At 71.7% G+C, this 16,121-nt stretch carries 19 protein-coding genes; 6 read left to right on the top strand and 13 right to left on the bottom strand.

What is annotated here, in order from left to right; genetic code table 11:
- The 4 genes from ACESL7_RS04820 to ACESL7_RS04805 all read right to left on the bottom strand — a co-directional run.
- Positions 1-165, bottom strand: a 165-nt coding sequence (locus ACESL7_RS04820) for a DUF2283 domain-containing protein (protein WP_372891988.1), incomplete at its 3' end; no start/stop codon positions are given.
- On the bottom strand, positions 162-425 hold the full coding sequence (locus tag ACESL7_RS04815; protein WP_372891986.1) for a DUF4258 domain-containing protein: 264 nt from the start codon (positions 423-425) through the stop codon (positions 162-164). The genes ACESL7_RS04815 and ACESL7_RS04820, both read right to left, overlap by 4 nt.
- Positions 425-2,227: a translation elongation factor 4 gene (lepA, locus tag ACESL7_RS04810; RefSeq protein ID WP_372891984.1), complete on the bottom strand. Its 1,803-nt coding sequence runs from the start codon at positions 2,225-2,227 to the stop codon at positions 425-427. Before lepA ends, ACESL7_RS04815 begins: the two co-directional genes overlap by 1 nt.
- A gap of 54 nt (positions 2,228-2,281) precedes the next feature.
- Positions 2,282-2,737, bottom strand: coding sequence for a hypothetical protein (locus ACESL7_RS04805; protein ID WP_372891982.1), 456 nt, complete (start codon positions 2,735-2,737; stop codon positions 2,282-2,284).
- Between the two features lie 70 nt (positions 2,738-2,807).
- On the opposite strand from ACESL7_RS04805, the gene ACESL7_RS04800 reads away from it, so the two are divergent.
- The gene (locus ACESL7_RS04800; RefSeq protein ID WP_372891980.1) at positions 2,808-3,494 is read left to right on the top strand and encodes a hypothetical protein; all 687 of its coding nucleotides are present in this window, start codon (positions 2,808-2,810) and stop codon (positions 3,492-3,494) included.
- Positions 3,495-3,671: 177 nt separating this feature from the next.
- Here the strand turns inward: ACESL7_RS04800 and ACESL7_RS04795 are convergent, their stop codons facing one another.
- The gene (locus tag ACESL7_RS04795) at positions 3,672-4,070 is read right to left on the bottom strand and encodes a c-type cytochrome (RefSeq protein ID WP_372891978.1); all 399 of its coding nucleotides are present in this window, start codon (positions 4,068-4,070) and stop codon (positions 3,672-3,674) included.
- The gene (locus tag ACESL7_RS04790; protein ID WP_372891976.1) at positions 4,067-4,489 is read right to left on the bottom strand and encodes a c-type cytochrome; all 423 of its coding nucleotides are present in this window, start codon (positions 4,487-4,489) and stop codon (positions 4,067-4,069) included. Before ACESL7_RS04790 ends, ACESL7_RS04795 begins: the two co-directional genes overlap by 4 nt.
- Positions 4,490-4,679: 190 nt before the next feature.
- Between ACESL7_RS04790 and ACESL7_RS04785 the strand changes: the two genes are divergently transcribed.
- On the top strand, positions 4,680-5,087 hold the full coding sequence (locus tag ACESL7_RS04785) for a PaaI family thioesterase (protein ID WP_372891974.1): 408 nt from the start codon (positions 4,680-4,682) through the stop codon (positions 5,085-5,087).
- Positions 5,088-5,115: 28 nt separating this feature from the next.
- On the opposite strand, the gene htpX is transcribed toward ACESL7_RS04785, so the two are convergent.
- The gene (gene htpX / locus ACESL7_RS04780) at positions 5,116-6,006 is read right to left on the bottom strand and encodes a zinc metalloprotease HtpX (RefSeq protein ID WP_372891972.1); all 891 of its coding nucleotides are present in this window, start codon (positions 6,004-6,006) and stop codon (positions 5,116-5,118) included.
- A gap of 138 nt (positions 6,007-6,144) precedes the next feature.
- Between htpX and ACESL7_RS04775 the strand changes: the two genes are divergently transcribed.
- Positions 6,145-6,822, top strand: coding sequence for an SDR family oxidoreductase (locus ACESL7_RS04775; RefSeq protein WP_372891970.1), 678 nt, complete (start codon positions 6,145-6,147; stop codon positions 6,820-6,822).
- Positions 6,823-7,015: 193 nt separating this feature from the next.
- A complete protein-coding gene (locus tag ACESL7_RS04770) occupies positions 7,016-7,279 on the top strand; it encodes a hypothetical protein (protein WP_372891968.1) in 264 nt (87 codons plus the stop codon).
- Between the two features lie 177 nt (positions 7,280-7,456).
- Here the strand turns inward: ACESL7_RS04770 and ACESL7_RS04765 are convergent, their stop codons facing one another.
- Positions 7,457-8,488: an AI-2E family transporter gene (locus tag ACESL7_RS04765; RefSeq protein ID WP_372891966.1), complete on the bottom strand. Its 1,032-nt coding sequence runs from the start codon at positions 8,486-8,488 to the stop codon at positions 7,457-7,459.
- Positions 8,489-8,685: 197 nt separating this feature from the next.
- On the opposite strand from ACESL7_RS04765, the gene ACESL7_RS04760 reads away from it, so the two are divergent.
- Positions 8,686-11,382, top strand: coding sequence for a cation-transporting P-type ATPase (locus ACESL7_RS04760; RefSeq protein ID WP_372891964.1), 2,697 nt, complete (start codon positions 8,686-8,688; stop codon positions 11,380-11,382).
- 7 nt (positions 11,383-11,389) lie between these two features.
- Here the strand turns inward: ACESL7_RS04760 and ACESL7_RS04755 are convergent, their stop codons facing one another.
- The 5 genes from ACESL7_RS04755 to ACESL7_RS04735 all read right to left on the bottom strand — a co-directional run bounded on the left by ACESL7_RS04755 (position 11,390) and on the right by ACESL7_RS04735 (position 15,738).
- A complete protein-coding gene (locus ACESL7_RS04755; RefSeq protein WP_372891962.1) occupies positions 11,390-12,322 on the bottom strand; it encodes a hypothetical protein in 933 nt (310 codons plus the stop codon).
- On the bottom strand, positions 12,319-12,846 hold the full coding sequence (locus ACESL7_RS04750) for a winged helix DNA-binding protein (RefSeq protein ID WP_372891960.1): 528 nt from the start codon (positions 12,844-12,846) through the stop codon (positions 12,319-12,321). Before ACESL7_RS04750 ends, ACESL7_RS04755 begins: the two co-directional genes overlap by 4 nt.
- Positions 12,843-14,147 (bottom strand): TRAP transporter large permease, encoded by a 1,305-nt coding sequence (locus ACESL7_RS04745; protein ID WP_372891958.1) that lies wholly within the window; start codon positions 14,145-14,147, stop codon positions 12,843-12,845. The genes ACESL7_RS04750 and ACESL7_RS04745 overlap by 4 nt, the downstream gene beginning before the upstream one ends.
- A complete protein-coding gene (locus ACESL7_RS04740) occupies positions 14,147-14,689 on the bottom strand; it encodes a TRAP transporter small permease (RefSeq protein ID WP_372891956.1) in 543 nt (180 codons plus the stop codon). Before ACESL7_RS04740 ends, ACESL7_RS04745 begins: the two co-directional genes overlap by 1 nt.
- 68 nt (positions 14,690-14,757) lie before the next feature.
- Entirely contained in the window at positions 14,758-15,738 is a 981-nt protein-coding gene (locus ACESL7_RS04735) for a TRAP transporter substrate-binding protein (RefSeq protein ID WP_372891954.1), read from the bottom strand.
- Between the two features lie 141 nt (positions 15,739-15,879).
- Here ACESL7_RS04735 and ACESL7_RS04730 point away from each other — a divergent pair.
- Positions 15,880-16,121 (top strand): hydantoinase/oxoprolinase N-terminal domain-containing protein (locus tag ACESL7_RS04730; protein WP_372891952.1); only part of this gene is annotated, 242 nt, incomplete at its 3' end.

Raw genomic sequence — 16,121 nt, 5'->3', positions numbered from 1 at the left:
GGTAAGCTGGTCGCGGGCGTTGAGCAGTTCGATGCCGCAGACCGCGCCGGTCGCGTCGATGTCCACGAGGAAATCGGCGGTCAGTTCGATCGTCTCCACGTCGCCCTCGCGCTCGCGCAGGCGGATGTAGGCGACGTTGGCGTCGGGATCGTAGGTCAGCTTCATGCCCGGCCTCCCAGGAACTTGACGATCACGGTGATGACGAGCCAGCCGTCGCCCTCCGGCACAGCATAGACGAGAACCTGCTTCGTGTCGAAAGCCCGCGCGCGCCACGTCCACGGGCCGGGGAAGTTTCGGCGAAAGCCGGTGCGCCCGTGCTTGGCCGGGATCGTCTCACCCGTCTCGACGGTGGCCGCGACCTCGGCCTCGGTGGCGCCGCGTTCCGCCGCGCGCGCGGCTGCGTGGGGATGCAGCCGAACCGCCATCACCCATCCATCTTCAACGCCGAGATGAACGCCTCCTGCGGGATCTCGACGCGGCCGAACTGGCGCATCTTCTTCTTGCCGGCCTTCTGCTTCTCCAGCAGCTTCTTCTTGCGCGTCACGTCGCCGCCGTAGCACTTGGCGGTCACGTCCTTGCGCAGGGCGGCGAGCGTCTCGCGGGCGATGACCTTGCCGCCGATCGCCGCCTGGATCGGGATCTTGAACATGTGGCGCGGGATCAGGTCCTTGAGCTTCTCGCACATCGCCCGGCCCCGCTGTTCGGCGCGGTCGCGGTGGACCATGGTGGCGAGCGCGTCCACCGGCTCGTCGTTGACGAGCACCTGCATCTTGACCAGCCGGTCCTCGCGGTAGCCGGTGATCTCGTAGTCGAAGCTGGCGTAGCCGCGGGTGACCGATTTCAGCCGGTCGTAGAAGTCGAAGACCACCTCGTTCAGCGGCAGGTCGTAGACCACCATCGCCCGGTTGCCGGCGTAGGTCAGGTCGAGCTGGAGGCCGCGCCGGTCCTGGCAGAGCTTGAGCACCTCGCCGAGGAAGTCGTCGGGCACGAGGATCGTCGCCTTGATCCGCGGCTCCTCGATGTGCTCGACGAGCGAGGGGTCGGGCATGTCGGCGGGGTTGTGCAGGTCGATCCGCTCCCCGTCCTTCATGTAGACGTGATAGACCACCGAGGGCGCGGTGGTGATGAGCTCGATCCCGTATTCCCGCTCCACCCGGTCGCGGATCACCTCGAGGTGCAGGAGCCCGAGGAAGCCGCAGCGCAACCCGAAGCCGAGCGCCGCGGAGCTTTCGACCTCGTAGGTGAAGGAGGCGTCGTTCAGCGCGAGCTTCTCCACCGCCTCGCGCAGGTCGTCGAACTGCGCGCTGTCCACGGGGAAGAGGCCGCAGAAGACGACCGGCTGGCTCGGCTTGAAGCCGGGCAGCGGCGCGGGGCAGCCGTGCTTCTCGGTGGTGATGGTGTCGCCCACGCGGGTGTCGCGCACCTGCTTGATGGAGGCGGTGATGTAGCCGATCTCGCCGGGGCCGAGCTCGCCCACGTTCTCCATCGCCGGGCGGTAGACGCCGACGCGGTCGATGTCGTAGGTGCCGCCCGTGCGCATCATGCGGATGCGCTGGCCCTTCTTCAGCACGCCGTCGATGACCCGCACGATGACGACGACGCCGAGGTAGGGGTCGTATTTCGAATCGACCAGCATCGCCTTGAGCGGCTTGGTGGCGTCCCCCGCCGGCGGGGGCGGCAGGCGGCGCACGATCGCCTCCAGCACGTCGGGGATACCGACGCCGGTCTTGGCGCTGATCTGCACGGCGTCGGTGGCGTCGATGCCGATGACCTCCTCGATCTGCTCGCTCACGCGGTCGACCTCGGCGGCGGGCAGGTCGATCTTGTTGAGCACCGGCACGATCTCGTGGTCGGCGTCGATCGCCTGGTAGACGTTGGCGAGCGTCTGCGCCTCCACGCCCTGCGTCGCGTCCACGACGAGGAGCGAGCCCTCGACCGCCTGCATGGAGCGGCTCACCTCGTAGGAGAAGTCGACGTGCCCGGGCGTGTCGATCAGGTTGAGGATGTAGGTATGGCCGTCCTGCGCGGGGTACTCGATGCGCACGGTGTTGGCCTTGATGGTGATGCCGCGCTCGCGCTCGATCTCCATCGCGTCGAGGAGCTGTTCCTTCATGTCGCGCTCGGCCACCGTTCCGGTGAGCTGGATCAGCCGGTCGGCGAGGGTGGATTTCCCGTGGTCGATGTGGGCGACGATGGAGAAATTGCGGATATGGGCGAGCTCGGTCATGCGACCGCATATGCGGCGGTTTCCCCGGCCGGTCAATGGCCCGTCCCCGCGCGGTCAGAGAAGCGCGAGCGCGGCGAGGGCGATGGCCGCCACCGGCATCTGCACCGCGCGCAGCCCCGCGAACCAGAGCGGCACCTCGCCCCGCTCCGCCGCCCAGGGGTCGAGCAGGGCGAGGCTCGCCAGCGCGGCGGCGAGGAGCCAGAGCGCCGGGACCGGCGGCAGCAGGAGCGCCGCGAGGCCGGCGGCGAAGAGCCAGGCGAAGACCGCCACCTGCGCGCGCGTCGCGCCGCCCTCGGTGCGGAAGCTCACCCCCCGGCGCACGCCGGAGAAGAAGAGGGTGAGCGCCGCGCCCCAGAGCCGCGCCGCCTCCCGCACGACCTCGTCGGGCAGCAGCCAGAGCGCCGGCACGGCGACCGGGAGGGGCAGGACGGCGAGCGCGGCGAGCCAGAGGCCCACGCGCGGCGGGCGGGTGGTCTCGTGGACGATCACGGTGCGCTCGGCGTCGGCCATGCCGGGGGAAGGCGCGGGCGGCCCGCGCGGTTCCCCTTGCCCGCCTCTCCCGCAGGCGTATCCTCACCCCATGCGGGTCGCTCTCGTCCTTTTCTGCCTCGCGCTCGCGGCCTGCGGGCGGCCGCTGACGGAGGGCGAACGCGCCTTCGCCGCGCTGACGCACGGCTCCGCGCTCGACACCGAGCGGGTTCGGCTCCACGATGGCGCGCCCGTGGGCGCCTACACCTGGGTCCGCCCGCCCCGCCCGCGCACGACTTGCCGGGAGCGTATCTGGCCGCCGGGCGCAGTGGGCGAGCCGGTCGAGGTCTCGCCGGGGGCCGTGGCGCTTTTCGACCGGGTCTTCTTCCGCAGCGATCTCTACGCGCCGGATTTCCTGCCGGAGTTCCCCGAGCGGCTGTACCTCGCCGAGGCGATGCTTCTCGCCCATGAGCTCACCCATGTCTGGCAATGGCAGGCCCGCGAACGGACGGGCTATCACCCCCTGCGGGCGGCGGGAGAGCACATGCGCTCCGCCGATCCCTATCTCTTCGAAAGCGAGACGGCGGAGTTCCTCGACTTCGGCTACGAACAGCAGGGCGCCATCATGGAGGAATACGTCTGCTGCACCGTGCTCGACCCGGAGGCGCCGCGCACGGCGCGTCTGCGTGCGATGCTGGCCGCGGACCTGCCGCTCGGCGATCTCGACGGTGCGCTTTCGGGGGCGGACGTGATCGTGCCATGGCGCGGCGTCGAGGTGGAGGGGATCTGCCACCCCTGAGGGCCCATGGCGGGGACGGCCCCGGGGCTTGTCCCGGCAGCGCCCGTGGCGCCGCAGGCCGCGACCCGGCCGCAAAGGCGGGCTGCCCCGGCGCGGCGCCGTGGTCCGCGGGGTTCAGGCCGGTTTTCGGGTCTTTGCGTCCCTGCCGTCGGCCGGCGACAGCGTCCCGGCCAACTGTCAGTCCTGAACGCTGCGCAGCCAGGCGACGAGGTCGGCCACCGGCTCGGTCGTCATCACCGGCTGGCCCGATTCCGCAGAGACCGCGACGGCCGGGCCTCCCTCGAAGAAATCGCCATAGACGGGCATCGGGCTGCCGTGCGCGACGAGCGGATCGCGCCCATCGATGCGGCGCACCGCCTCGAGCGTCGGGAAGGTGCCGTCGTTCTCGGCGGCGAGCGCGGTGAGGTCGGTGGGCTGAAGCGTGAGAACCGCCGCCATCGGGCCGTTTCCTTCGCCGTCGGCCCCGTGGCAGGAGGCACAATGCGTGCGGTAGAGCGCCTCGCCAGCCTCCGGGTCCTGCGCCACGACCGGTCCGGCCGCGGCGAGCGTGGCGAATGCGAGCGCGGTGCGGATCAAGATGCCTCCTCCTCCTCCTGGATGCTTTCGATGTAGACGAGCAGCGCGGCGAGCGGGCGCGGCACCGGCGAGAGGCGCGCATCGCCCGTATCGACCGGCACCGTCTCCCCCATCAGGAGGTCACCGAATTCCGGCATCTGCGGCCCCTCGACACCACCGCGGGTGTAGCCGTCGATGGTCGAGAGCACCTCGGCGCGCGGGAAATCGCCGCCGTTGCGCGCCGCGATCCGGGTCAGGTCCGGCGGCGCGAGGCCGCTCTCGTCCGCGAGCGGCCCGTCGCCCCCGCCGCCCGGTCCGTGGCAGGCGGCGCAGTAATCGGTGTAAAGAGCGCGCCCCTCGGGCGGCTCCGGCATGGACACCGCCGCCGCGCATCCGGCGGCGACCACGGCAAGCGAGGCGAAAACGGCACGCAGCGGCATGGACACTCCTGTTTCGGGAACGCTTGCCCATCACTCTTTCAGATGCGGCGTTTCGGGGCAACGCCGCTCTCGCGGCGCGGCGTCTCTCCGCCGCCCGTGCCGCCCCGCGGCCCCCGCCTTGATCCCGCGCCCGGTCGGTGCGACGCCTTCCCCCGGGCGCCGCGTGCGCCGGGAGAGAGGGAGGAGGACCATGTTCGACGCCGCTGCCGCCCAGCGCGGGCTCGAGGAGAGTTTCGCGCCCTGGGTGCTGGCGCTGGAGCCGACGGTCGTCGCCACCGGCCCCGGCACGGCCGATCTGCGCATCCCCATCACCGAGCGGCTCGCGCGCGTGGGCGGCATCGTCTCGGGTCAGGCGCTCGCCGCACTCGCCGATACCTCCATGGTCATTGCGGCGGCGGCCCATTTCGGCGCCCTGCGCCCGGTCGCGACCACCAACCTCGACACCCAGTTCCTCCGCCCCGGGACGGGCGACGCCGTGCTCTGCCGTGCCGAGGTGGTGCGCGCCGGCAGGGCGCTGATCTTCGCCCGGGCCACCTTGATCACCGAACCCTCCGGGAAAACCGTGGCCACCGCGACGGCGACCTTCTTCGTCCCCTGAGCCGGGCCCGCGCCCGCGCCGCTGCGTCTCAGCCCCAGGGGCCGGCGGGCGCGGAACCGCGTACCGGCGTCGGCCGCCGCCCGGCACCCTCCATGGCGCGGAGCGCGGCGACCCGGTTCTCGGTCTTCGGGTGGGTCGAGAAAAGGTTGTCGTAACCGTGCGCGTGCAGCGGGTTGATGATGAACATGTGTGCCGTCGCCGGGTTGCGTTCGGCGGTGTTGTTGTCGATCCGCGCCGCCTGCCCCGCGATGCGCTGGAGCGCGGAGGCCAGCCACTCCGGCGCGCCGCAGATCTCGGCCCCGATGCGGTCGGCCTCGTATTCGCGCGCGCGGCTGATCGCCATCTGCACGAGTCCCGCGGCGAGCGGCGCGACGATCATCATCGCGATGATCCCGATCAGCCCAAGCGGGCTGTCCCGCCGCCCGCCGAAGAAAAGCGCGAAGTTCGCCAGCATCGAGATCGCGCCGGCGAAGGTCGCGGTAATCGTCATGATGAGCGTATCGCGGTTCTTGATGTGGGCGAGCTCATGGGCGACCACGCCCGCCACTTCCTCGCGGCTGAGAGCCCGCATCAGTCCGGTGGTGACCGCGACGGCGGCATTCTCGGGGTTGCGCCCGGTGGCGAAGGCGTTGGGCTGCGCCGTCTCGATCACGTAGACCTTGGGAACGGGCATCCCGGCGCGCTCGGCGAGGTCGGCGACCATGCGGCGCAGGCCCTCCGTCCCCGGTCCCTCGGCCGGGCGCGCCCCGTGCATCCGCAGCACCATGCGATCCGAGTTCCACCAGCTGAACAGGTTCATGCCCGCCGCGAGGGCGAGCGCCAGCACGATGCCCGTCGGCCCGGCGAGCAGGTACCCCACGCCCATGAAGAGCGCCGTCATCACCGCCATCAGGATCGCGGTGCGCATGTAACCGGTCATGTCTCGTTTCCCTCCTGATCCTCCGCGATATGGGGAGCGGGCGCACGGCCGGCAAGTCGGCGGCGGCCCGCCCGCCGGCAGGGCCCGCCGGTGGGCCCGCCGGTGGACGCGCCGGGCGCGATCGGGTAGCGCAGGGGCATGATGCGCGCCATCGTCACGGGCGGCGCCGGCCTGATCGGCACGGCGATCTGCACACGCCTCGCGGCCGAGGGCTGGGAGGTCGCCGCCTTCGACCTGACCGGGGGCACGGGGCCGGCACGTCACGTCGCCTGCGACGTCGCCGACCCGGCGTCGGTCGCCCGCGCGCTCGACGCACTCGGCTGGGAGACGCTCGATCTGCTCGTGAACAACGCGGGGATCGCCGATCCCCATACCGGACCGATCGCGGAACTCGCCCTTTCCGACTGGCAGCGGGTGCTCGACAGTCATCTGACCGGCGCCTTCCTGATGACGCGGGCGGCGGCGCCGCGTCTGCGCAAGGGCGGCTCGATCGTCAACATGGCCTCCACCCGCGCCTTGATGTCGGAACCCGGCAGCGAGGCCTACGCCGCCGCCAAGGGCGGGCTGGTCGCCTTGACCCATGCGCTCGCGGTGAGCCTCGGGCCGGATGTGCGCGTCAACGCCGTCGCGCCGGGCTGGATCACCGACGACACCGGGCTTTCGGAAAGGGATCATGCGCAACACCCGGCAGGGCGCGTCGGCCGTCCCGAAGACGTGGCCGAGGCGGTCGTCTACCTCGCCGGGGCGGGCTTCGTCACGGGAGAGGTGCTTGTCCTCGACGGCGGCATGACACGCCGGATGCTCTACGCGGAGTGACCGCGGCGGGATTGTCCGGGAGGGCTTGTCCGCGAGGGCTTGCCGCTGCACCCTGATGATCACCCCTGCCGGACGATGCGGCCGCCCGGCGACCCGGCAGCGCGCGATGTTCACCCCCCGCCTCCCCGTTTCCCGCCATCGTTCCACGCGCCGCGCGAAGGCGCGCCGCCGGCTCGCGCGGCAGTTCGACGCGATGGAACGCGCCGCCCCCCGCCGGATCCGCCCGGCGATCCGCGCGATACAGAGCAGGCGGGCGTTGCCCGTCCGCGTGCCGGCGGGCCTGCTGCTTCTGCTGGGGGGCCTGCTGTCGTTTCTGCCCGTCCTCGGGCTCTGGATGCTGCCGATGGGCTTGCTGCTGCTGGCGGTCGATCTGCCGCCGCTGCGGGGCCCGATTTCGGCCGCGATCATCCGGGTGCGCCGGCGCTGGGCAAAATGGCGGCGCCGGCGGCGGCCGTGACACCGGCATGCCGGGCCGCGCGGCGCAGGCTGCGATGCCGGTGCGCCGCCAGCGCCGGAACCGATGCGCGGGCGGAAGACCGGCAAGCCGAAGGGGCCCGCCCGGCGCACCTGCCGGACCCCGGCGACGGTGGCGCACGCCGGCCGGGGCCGGGTCACGCGGGACGGAACGCCGCGCTCAGACCCGGCCGCTCGCCGACAGAAGCACGGCGATCGGCCGCGTCGCCCGGATCTCGGCGAGCACGAGCACGAGGCTCGCCGTGAGCGGCACCGCCAGCAATGCCCCCGGCAGCCCCCAGAGCGTACTCCAGAAGGCGAGGGCGAGCAGCACCACGAACGGGCTCAGGTTGAAGGCGCGCCCCATCATCCGGGGCTCCAGCCAGCCGCCCACGAACATCTGCGCCGCCGTCAGCGTGACCATGACGACGCCCGCCATCGAGAGCGTGCCGAACTGCGCGAGGCTGAGCAGGACGGGAAAGATCACGCCGATGATCGAGCCGATGTAGGGGATGTAGTTGAGAAAGGCGATCAGGACCGCCCAGAAGATCGCGAACTCGATGCCGAGCACGAACATGATCGCGAAGGAAAGCGCACCGAGGATGACGTTGACCACGGTCTTGACGAACAGGTAGCCGCCGATCCGTTCGTTGATCCGGGCGAGCAGCGACAGCGCCCGCTCGCCCGCGTCCTCGCCGCCCATCGCGATCACCACCTTGCGCGCCATCACGCCGCGCTCGGCGAGGAAGAAGCTCGCGTAGAGCACGACGAGGAAAAGCGTCGTCCCGAACCCCTGCAGCGACAGCAGCGCGGGCGTGACGAGCTCACCCGCGTCGATGCGGTCGATGGTGAAGCGGCGGACGTTCGCCCAGGTCGGCTCGTCCTCGATGCCGAGAAGCCCGGCGGAGCGGGTCACGAGCGCGGTCAGGTTGGATTCGTAGCGCGGCAGCGCGGCGAGAACCTGAAGGATGTTGTTGATCACGAGCACGAACAGCAGGCTCACCGCGACGGCGAAGCCGATCAGGATCAGCGTCCGCCGCATCCACCCCGGCAACTGGCCGAGGACGGGCACCCTCCCCATGCTCGCGGCGGCGGTGGAGAGCACGTAGACCGCGATCACCGCGGCGAGAACGGGCAGAAGGACGGGCTTGCCGATCCAGAGCAGCCAGCCCAGCATCAGCGCCAGCGCCAAACCGTAGGTCGTGTTGCGCATCGTGGATCCCGAAGCCCCTGGCCGCGTTCGCTCTCTCTTGGGAACCGCGCGGCGGGGTTGTCAACACGCCAGCGACGACCGACGTCGCAGGGCCAACGGCCCTGCCCGCCGATACGGCGCACCGGGCGCGGCACGGACACGGCGTTGTCATACCCGTGGTGTTCGGGTGAGCATCATTTACCAAGCCGGAGGCCGCAATGCCCGACGACACGCCACCGACCGCCTATCACGCCCGGCCGGGCGACGCCGTGCTCGAGGCGTTCGACACGTCGCCCGAGGGCCTCGGGACCGACGAGGCCGCGCGACGGCGCGCGCAGCACGGCCCCAATGCTCTGCCTGCGCCTGCGGGACGCAGCCCGGTGCTGCGGTTTCTGGCCCAGTTCAACAACGTGCTGATCTACGTGCTGCTCGGCGCAGCGGCGGTGACGACGGCGCTCGGCCACTGGGTGGACACCGGCGTGATCCTCGCCGTGGTCGTCGTGAACGCGGCGATCGGCTTCGTGCAGGAGGGCCGCGCCGAGAAGGCGATGGACGCGATCCGCGCCATGCTCGCGCCACGCTCGACCGTGCTGCGCGACGGCGCGCGGGTTCGGATCGACGCGGCCGAGCTCGTCCCCGGCGACATCGTGCTCATCGAACCGGGCGATCGCGCGCCCGCGGATCTGCGCCTGATCGCGGCGCGCGGGCTCCGCGCCGAGGAGGCCATCCTCACCGGGGAATCGGTCCCGGTGGAGAAGGGCACCGCCCCGGCCGCGACCGAGGCACCACTGGGCGACCGGAACTCGATGCTCTTTTCCGGCACGCTGGTGGCCGGAGGGACCGGACGCGGCGTCGTCGTGGCCACCGGCGGCGCGACCCAGATCGGCCGGATCAGCGGCATGCTCTCGGACGTCCGGACGCTGACCACGCCGCTGATCCGGCAGATGGACGTCTTCGCGCGGTGGCTGACGGCCCTCATCCTGCTGGTGGCCCTGGGCCTGCTGAGCTACGGGTATTTCGTGCTCCGGATGCCCTTCGCCGACCTTTTCATGGCGGTTGTCGGGCTTTCGGTCGCGGCGATCCCCGAGGGGCTGCCGGCGGTTCTGACGATCACCCTCGCGGTGGGCGTGCAGGCGATGGCACGGCGCAACGCGATCGTCCGGCGCCTGCCGGCGATCGAAACGCTGGGCGCCGTCTCCGTGATCTGCACCGACAAGACGGGCACCCTTACCCGGAACGAGATGATGGCCGCCTCGATCGCCGCGGCCGGTCGGGATTACCGTGTCGAGGGCGAGGGATACGCGCCCGAAGGCGCCGTGCACCCGCGCGGGCCGGAGGACGCGGCGCCCCTGGAGGAGATCGCGCGCACCGCCGCGCTCTGCAACGACGCCGAGCTGCGGGCGGGCGAAACCGGCTGGCGCGTCGTCGGCGACCCCATGGAGGGGGCGCTCAAGGCGCTTGCGGGGCGCATCTCGGGGCAGGCGGCTTTCGAGGACTGGCGTCGCGAGGACGCGATCCCCTTCGACGCGGCGCACCGCTACATGGCCGTTCTGACCCGCGACACCGCCGGCACCGCGCGCATCGACGTCAAGGGCGCCCCCGAGGCGGTGCTCGCGATGTGCGCCGACCAGCGCGCACCGGGCGGCGGGACCGACCCGCTCGACGCGCAGGCGTGGCACGAGCGGCTGGAGGCACTCGCCGCACAAGGCCAGCGCGTGATCGCGCTCGCTGCGCGCGGGCTGCGCGACGCACCACGCGAACTGGGGCCGGAGGACCTCGACGGGCACCTCACCTTCCTCGGGCTTGTCGGGCTCATCGACCCGCCGCGGGCCGAGGCGATCACGGCGGTGGCCGACTGTCACGCGGCCGGCATCCGGGTGAAGATGATCACCGGGGACCACGCCGCCACGGCCCGCGCCATCGCCGGGCAGATCGGGCTGCGCAACGCCGACCGCGTGCTCACCGGGGCCGATCTCGAGGCGATGGAGGACGCGGAACTCGCCGAGGCGGCGACCAGAACGGATATCTTCGCGCGCACCTCGCCGGCGCACAAGCTGCGGCTCGTCACGGCGCTTCAGGCGCGCGGGCTCACGGTGGCGATGACCGGCGACGGGGTGAACGACGCCCCCGCGCTCAAGCGCGCCGACGCCGGCATCGCGATGGGCCTCAAGGGCAGCGAGGCGGCGAAGGAAGCCTCGGAACTTGTGCTGGCCGACGACAACTTCGCCTCGATCGCCGCGGCGGTACGCGAAGGACGGACCGTCTACGACAACATCACCAAGGTCATCGCCTGGACCCTGCCCACGAACGTCGGCGAGGCGATGACGATCATCGTCGCGCTGATCGCGGGCATGGCGCTGCCGATCACGCCGGTGCAGATCCTCTGGATCAATCTGGTGACGGCCGCGACACTGGGGCTCGCGCTGGCCTTCGAACCCTCCGAGCCGGGCACGATGGGCCGCCCCCCGCGCCCGCGCGACGCGCCGCTGCTGCCGGGATGGATCGTCTGGCAGATCGTGCTCGTCTCGGGGCTCTTCCTCGCCGCGGTCTTCGGCATCTTCGCCTACGCGCGGGTTCAGGGGCACGCGCTGCCGCTTGCGCAGACCATGGCGGTCAACATGCTGGTCGTGCTCGAAATCCTCTACCTCTTCTTCATCCGCACGCTGCACGGCGACTCGCTGAGCCTCCCGGCGCTCCGGGCCACGCGCGTCGTCTGGGCCTGCGTGCTCATCGTCGTCACGCTCCAGGGGGCAATGACCTATTTTCCTCCGCTGCAGGCGGTGCTCGGGACGCAGGGCCTGCCCCCCGGCGAGGCGCTGGTGCTCCTCGGGGTCGGCGTGCTCTTCTTCGCGGTGGTGGAAACGGAAAAGCGGATGCGCCGCGCGTTGACCGGCGGGCGCGCCGCCATGGCATGAGCGCGCCTCAGCCCCGCGCCGCGCCACCGCCCGTCAACCAGGGAAGCAGCAGCGGCGTCAGGTACATCGGGATCTGGTAGCAGCCCACGAAGAGCATGAGCGGCGCGGCCGTCTCGGGCGGCACGGCCGCGAGGAAGAGCGCGAGGTTGCGGTTGCCCGCCGCTATGGCGAGCGCGCGCGCCTCGTCCGGCGGCAGCGCCGCGCGCGCCGCCCGCCACGCGCCCGCCGTCTGCGCCGCGTAGAGCACGAGCGCCAGCGCGAGCGCGGCGAGGAGCGCCCCCGGCGCGGTCAGCGCCGCGGGGCCCACCGCCGACATCAGCCCGATCACCACGATGCTCATGGCCAGCGCCATCACCCCGTCGAGCGCGGGTCGCGCGGCGGGCGCGGTCAGCCGCGGCGCCGCCCGGCGCAGGACCGCTGCCGTGATGCCGGCGAGCGCCACCAGCGCCAGGAGCCGAGCCGCGCCCGCCGCCACGGCGAGCGGATCGGGAAAGGCGGGCAGCAGCGCGAAGACCGGCGCCGCCGTCAGCGGCAGGAGCGCCGTGCCGAGCGCGAGCTGGCGCAGCGCCGCGCCCGCGTCCGCGCCCGACATCACGGCGAGGCCGGGCGTGCCGGTGATCGGCGCCGCGGCGAGCGCGAGCACCGCCGCCGCGGCGAGCGGCGCGTCGAGCGCCCCCGCGGCCCAGAGGACAGCGCCGGCGCCGAGCGGCAGGGCGCCCTGAAGCACGAGCGTCGCGGCAAGCGCGCGGGGCAGTTGCGACGGCCCCGGCAGTGCCGCACGCGGCCCCTCGCGCAGCGCGGCCACGGTCAGCATCACGAAGAGGAAGGGCACGATGGTCGCCGCCATGCGCTCGGCCAGCGCGGGGAACAGGATGCCGAGGGCGAGCCCCGCGATCAGCAGCCAGCGGCCGTGCCGGGCCGCGAGGCCGAGGAGGGTCAAAGCGTCGTCGCCGCCCGCGCGGCGTGGTCGTAGCTGCCCGAGATCGCGCGCAGCAGCGCGGCGAGGCGCGACATCTCCTCGGGTGCGAAGCCGGTCTCCTGCGCCAGTTCCACCAGCAGTGCCTCGCGCACCTCGCCGTAGCGGTCGCAGAGCGCCGTGCCCTCGGCCGTGATCGCCACCGTCTTTTCCTTGCCCTTGCGGGCCGTCCGCACGAGCCCCCGCTCGGAGAGTTTCCGCACCGCGTAGCTGACCAGATGCGCGTCCTCGACGTGCAGCACGAGGCGGATGTCGGCGAGCGTCTTGGCGCGGTCCCGGTGGTTGACGAGATGCAGGATCAGCACCTCGAGCGGCGCCATGCCGGGCGCGCCGGCCGCGTCCATGCAGCGCACGATCCAGCGATGGAAGGCGTGGTTCGCCATGGTCAGCGCATATTCCACCTCCGACAGCTCCGGCAGGCCCGAGGCGGCCAGATGCGCCGAGCTGACGACCGGCCCGACGCCACGCTTGCGCCCCTCCCCGCTCATCGCGACAGCATCGTGCCCGGCAGCCACAGCGCGATCTGCGGGAAGAGCGCAAGGATCGCGGTGGCCAGCACGAGGATCAGGAAGAAGGGCAGCGCATAGCGCGCGACGGCGAAGATATCCCGCCCGGTGATCGTCTGGATGACGAAGAGGTTGAAGCCCACGGGCGGGGTGATCTGGCTCATCTCCACCACGAGCACGAGGTAGATGCCGAACCAGATCGGGTCGATGCCGGCCGCGGTCACCATCGGCAGGATGATCGAGACGGTAAGGACGACGATCGAGATCCCGTCGAGGAACATCCCCATCACGATGAAGAAGAGCGTGAGCATCGCGAGCAGCGCATAGGGTGACAGGCCCATGTCGCCGATCAGGCGGGCCAGTTCGCGCGGGATGCCCGTGTAGCCCATCGCGACCGTGAGAAAGGCCGCGCCGGCCAGGATGAAGGCGATCATGCAGGTCGTCACCGTCGCCGCGCGCAGCGCGTCGAAGAAGCCCGCGACCGAGAGCGCGCCCGTCGCACCGGCGAGGATCAGCGCACCGGTCACCCCGATCACCGCCGCCTCCGTCGGGCTGGCGATGCCGAGGTAGATGGACCCGATCACCGCGACGATCAGCCCGACGACCGGCAGCAGCCGCGAGGCTGCGGCGAGCGCCGCACGCCGGTCGATCGGCGGCTCGGCCGCGGGCATGCGCGCGCTGTTGAGCCACGACCAGAGCATGACGTAGCCGCCGAAGAGCCCGGCGAGCATCAGCCCCGGCAGCACCCCCGCGAGGAAGAGCCGCGCGATCGACTGCTCGGTGGCCGCGCCGTAGACGATGAGGATGATCGACGGCGGGATGAGGAAGCCGAAGGTGCCCGCGCCGGCGAGCGTGCCGATGGCCATGCGGTCGTCGTAGCCGCGCGCGCGGAGTTCCGGCAGCGACATCCGCCCGATGGTGGCGGTGGTCGCCGCGCTGGAGCCGGAGACGGCGGCGAAAAGCGCACAGCCCAGCACGTTGACATGCAGAAGCCGCCCGGGCAGCCGCGCGGTGAAGGGGGCGAGACCCGCGAACATGTCGGACGAGAGCCGCGAGCGCACGAGGATCTCGCCCATCCAGATGAACATCGGCAGCGCTGTCAGGTCCCAGACGGACAGCCCCCCCCACACGCGTGTGCCGAAGACGAGCTCCGGCGGCGCCGGCGCGGCGAGCACCATCGCGACGAGGCCCACCGCGATCAGCGCGAAGCCGACCCAGAGCCCGAGCGCGAGGGCGCCGAAGAGCACCCCGACGAGGATCGGCGCGAGGGTTGCGATCTCCATCACTCGGCCTCCTCGGTGCGGGTCTCGGCGGCGCGGTAGGCGGGCGTGCCGCCGCGCGCGAGCGTGACCGCGGAATCGACGAGCGCCACGGCGAAGAGCGCGAGGCCAAGCGTCATGAGTCCCTGCGGGACGGCGAGCGGGATCGGGACGACGCCGTAGCTGACGGAATTGAATTGATGGCTGTCGAGCGCCTGAAGCGCGCTCGACCAGGTGGCGAATCCAGCGAGCGCCGCACCCGCGAGGCTCACCGCTGCGCCCAGCCAGCGCGCCGCCGCGTCGGGCAGCACCCGGATCAGCAGCTTCACCCGGACATGCCCCCCCGCCTGAAGCGTCCCGGCGAGCCCGAGGAACACGGCCCCGGCGAAGAGGAAGGCGCCGAATTCCGCGAGCGAGGGGATCGTGATCCCCGGCGTCGGCAGATCCATGACCCGCGCCGCCCGGTCGATCAGCCGCCCGAGGATCTGCACGAGCACCAGCACCGCGATCAGCGCAAAGGTAAGGGCAGCCAGCCACAGCGCGCCGTCGTAAAGGCGGTCGAGCATCCGGCGCATCCCGGCTCTCCGATGTCAGGAAACAAGGCGGCGGGGCCATGCGGCCCCGCCCGAGCGGCTTACATCTCGGCTTCGAAGGCCTCGATCACCTGTTGCCCTTCCGCGCCGGCGTCCTCGAGCCATTCCTCGGTCATGGTCTCGCCGATCTCGGAGAGTTGTTCGGACAGCGTCTCCGAGGGCTCGGAAACGGTCATGCCGTTCTCTTCGAGCGTCGCCATCTTGTCCTCGGTCTCGGCACGCGACATCTCCCAGCCGCGGGTCTCGGCCTCCGCGGCGGCGTCGAGGATCGCGTCGCGCTGGTCCTCGGGCAGGCCCTCGAACATCCGGGTGTTCACGATCACCATGTTCTTGGGCAGCCATGCCTGCGTGTCGGTGTAGTGACTGGTGAAGTCCCAGGCCTGGCTCGAGACGCCGGTCGAGGGCGAGGTGATCATCGCGTCCACCCGGCCGGTGGCGAAGGCGGTCGGGATGTCGCCCGTCTCGAGCTGCGTCGGCACCGCGCCCATCAGCTGCGCGAGCCGCTCGGTCGCGGCGTTGTAGGCACGGAAGGAGGCGCCCTCCAGATCCTCGGTCGAGGTCACGGGCTCCTCGGTATAGATGCTCTGCCCCGGCCACGGCACGGCATAGAGCAGCGTCAGCCCCTGCGCCGCGAGCTTTTCTTCCACCATCGGGCGCGAGGCCGCCCAGAGCGCGCGGGACTCCTCGTAGCTCGACGCGAGGAAGGGGATCGAGTCCACCGCGAAGATCGGGTCCTCGTTGGCGAGCCGCGACATCAGCACCTCGCCGATCGGCGCGAGCCCGCGGCGCACGGAGTCCTTGATCTCGGGATGGCCGAAGAGCGAGCCGGCCGAGTGCACGGTGATCTCCACTCCGCCGTCGGTGGCCTCCTCGACGTCCTCGGCGAACTGCTGGATGTTCTGCGTGTGAAAGACGCTGTCGCCGTAGGGCGTGGGCATGTCCCACTCCGCGGCCGCGGCGGGGCCGGCCAGCGCCGCGCAGGCGAGCGCGACCGGAAGGCTCGGAAGAAGACGAATGGTCATGGGCGTCGTCCCTGTTGTCCCGGGCGGCGCTTCGACGGCGCCGGGTCCGCCGCCCTTGACCCGGTTCCGACAGCTTGACCAGACGGTGACATTTTGTCAACGATTTGGCGGCAATTGCTGAACGAGGGGCCGCGGGCGATGATGGACGAGGCAGGACGCTGGGATTTCTGGATCGACCGCGGCGGCACCTTCACCGATGTGATCGCACGGGCGCCCTCGGGCGCGCTCTCTGCCATGAAGCTCCTGTCGGAGAACCCGGGCGTCTACGAGGATGCCGCGATCGAGGGCATCCGGCGTTTCCTCGACGCCGCGCCCGGCGCCATCCCGCCCGAGCGGGTGGGGACGGTGCGGATGGGCACCACGGTGGCCACCAACGCCCTGCT

This window comes from Rhodosalinus sp., assembly GCF_041685465.1.
In the GTDB taxonomy this organism is placed as follows: Bacteria; Pseudomonadota; Alphaproteobacteria; order Rhodobacterales; family Rhodobacteraceae; genus Rhodosalinus.
The sequence above is the reverse complement of the archived record's forward strand: the minus strand, read 5'-3'. Positions and strand labels throughout refer to the sequence as shown.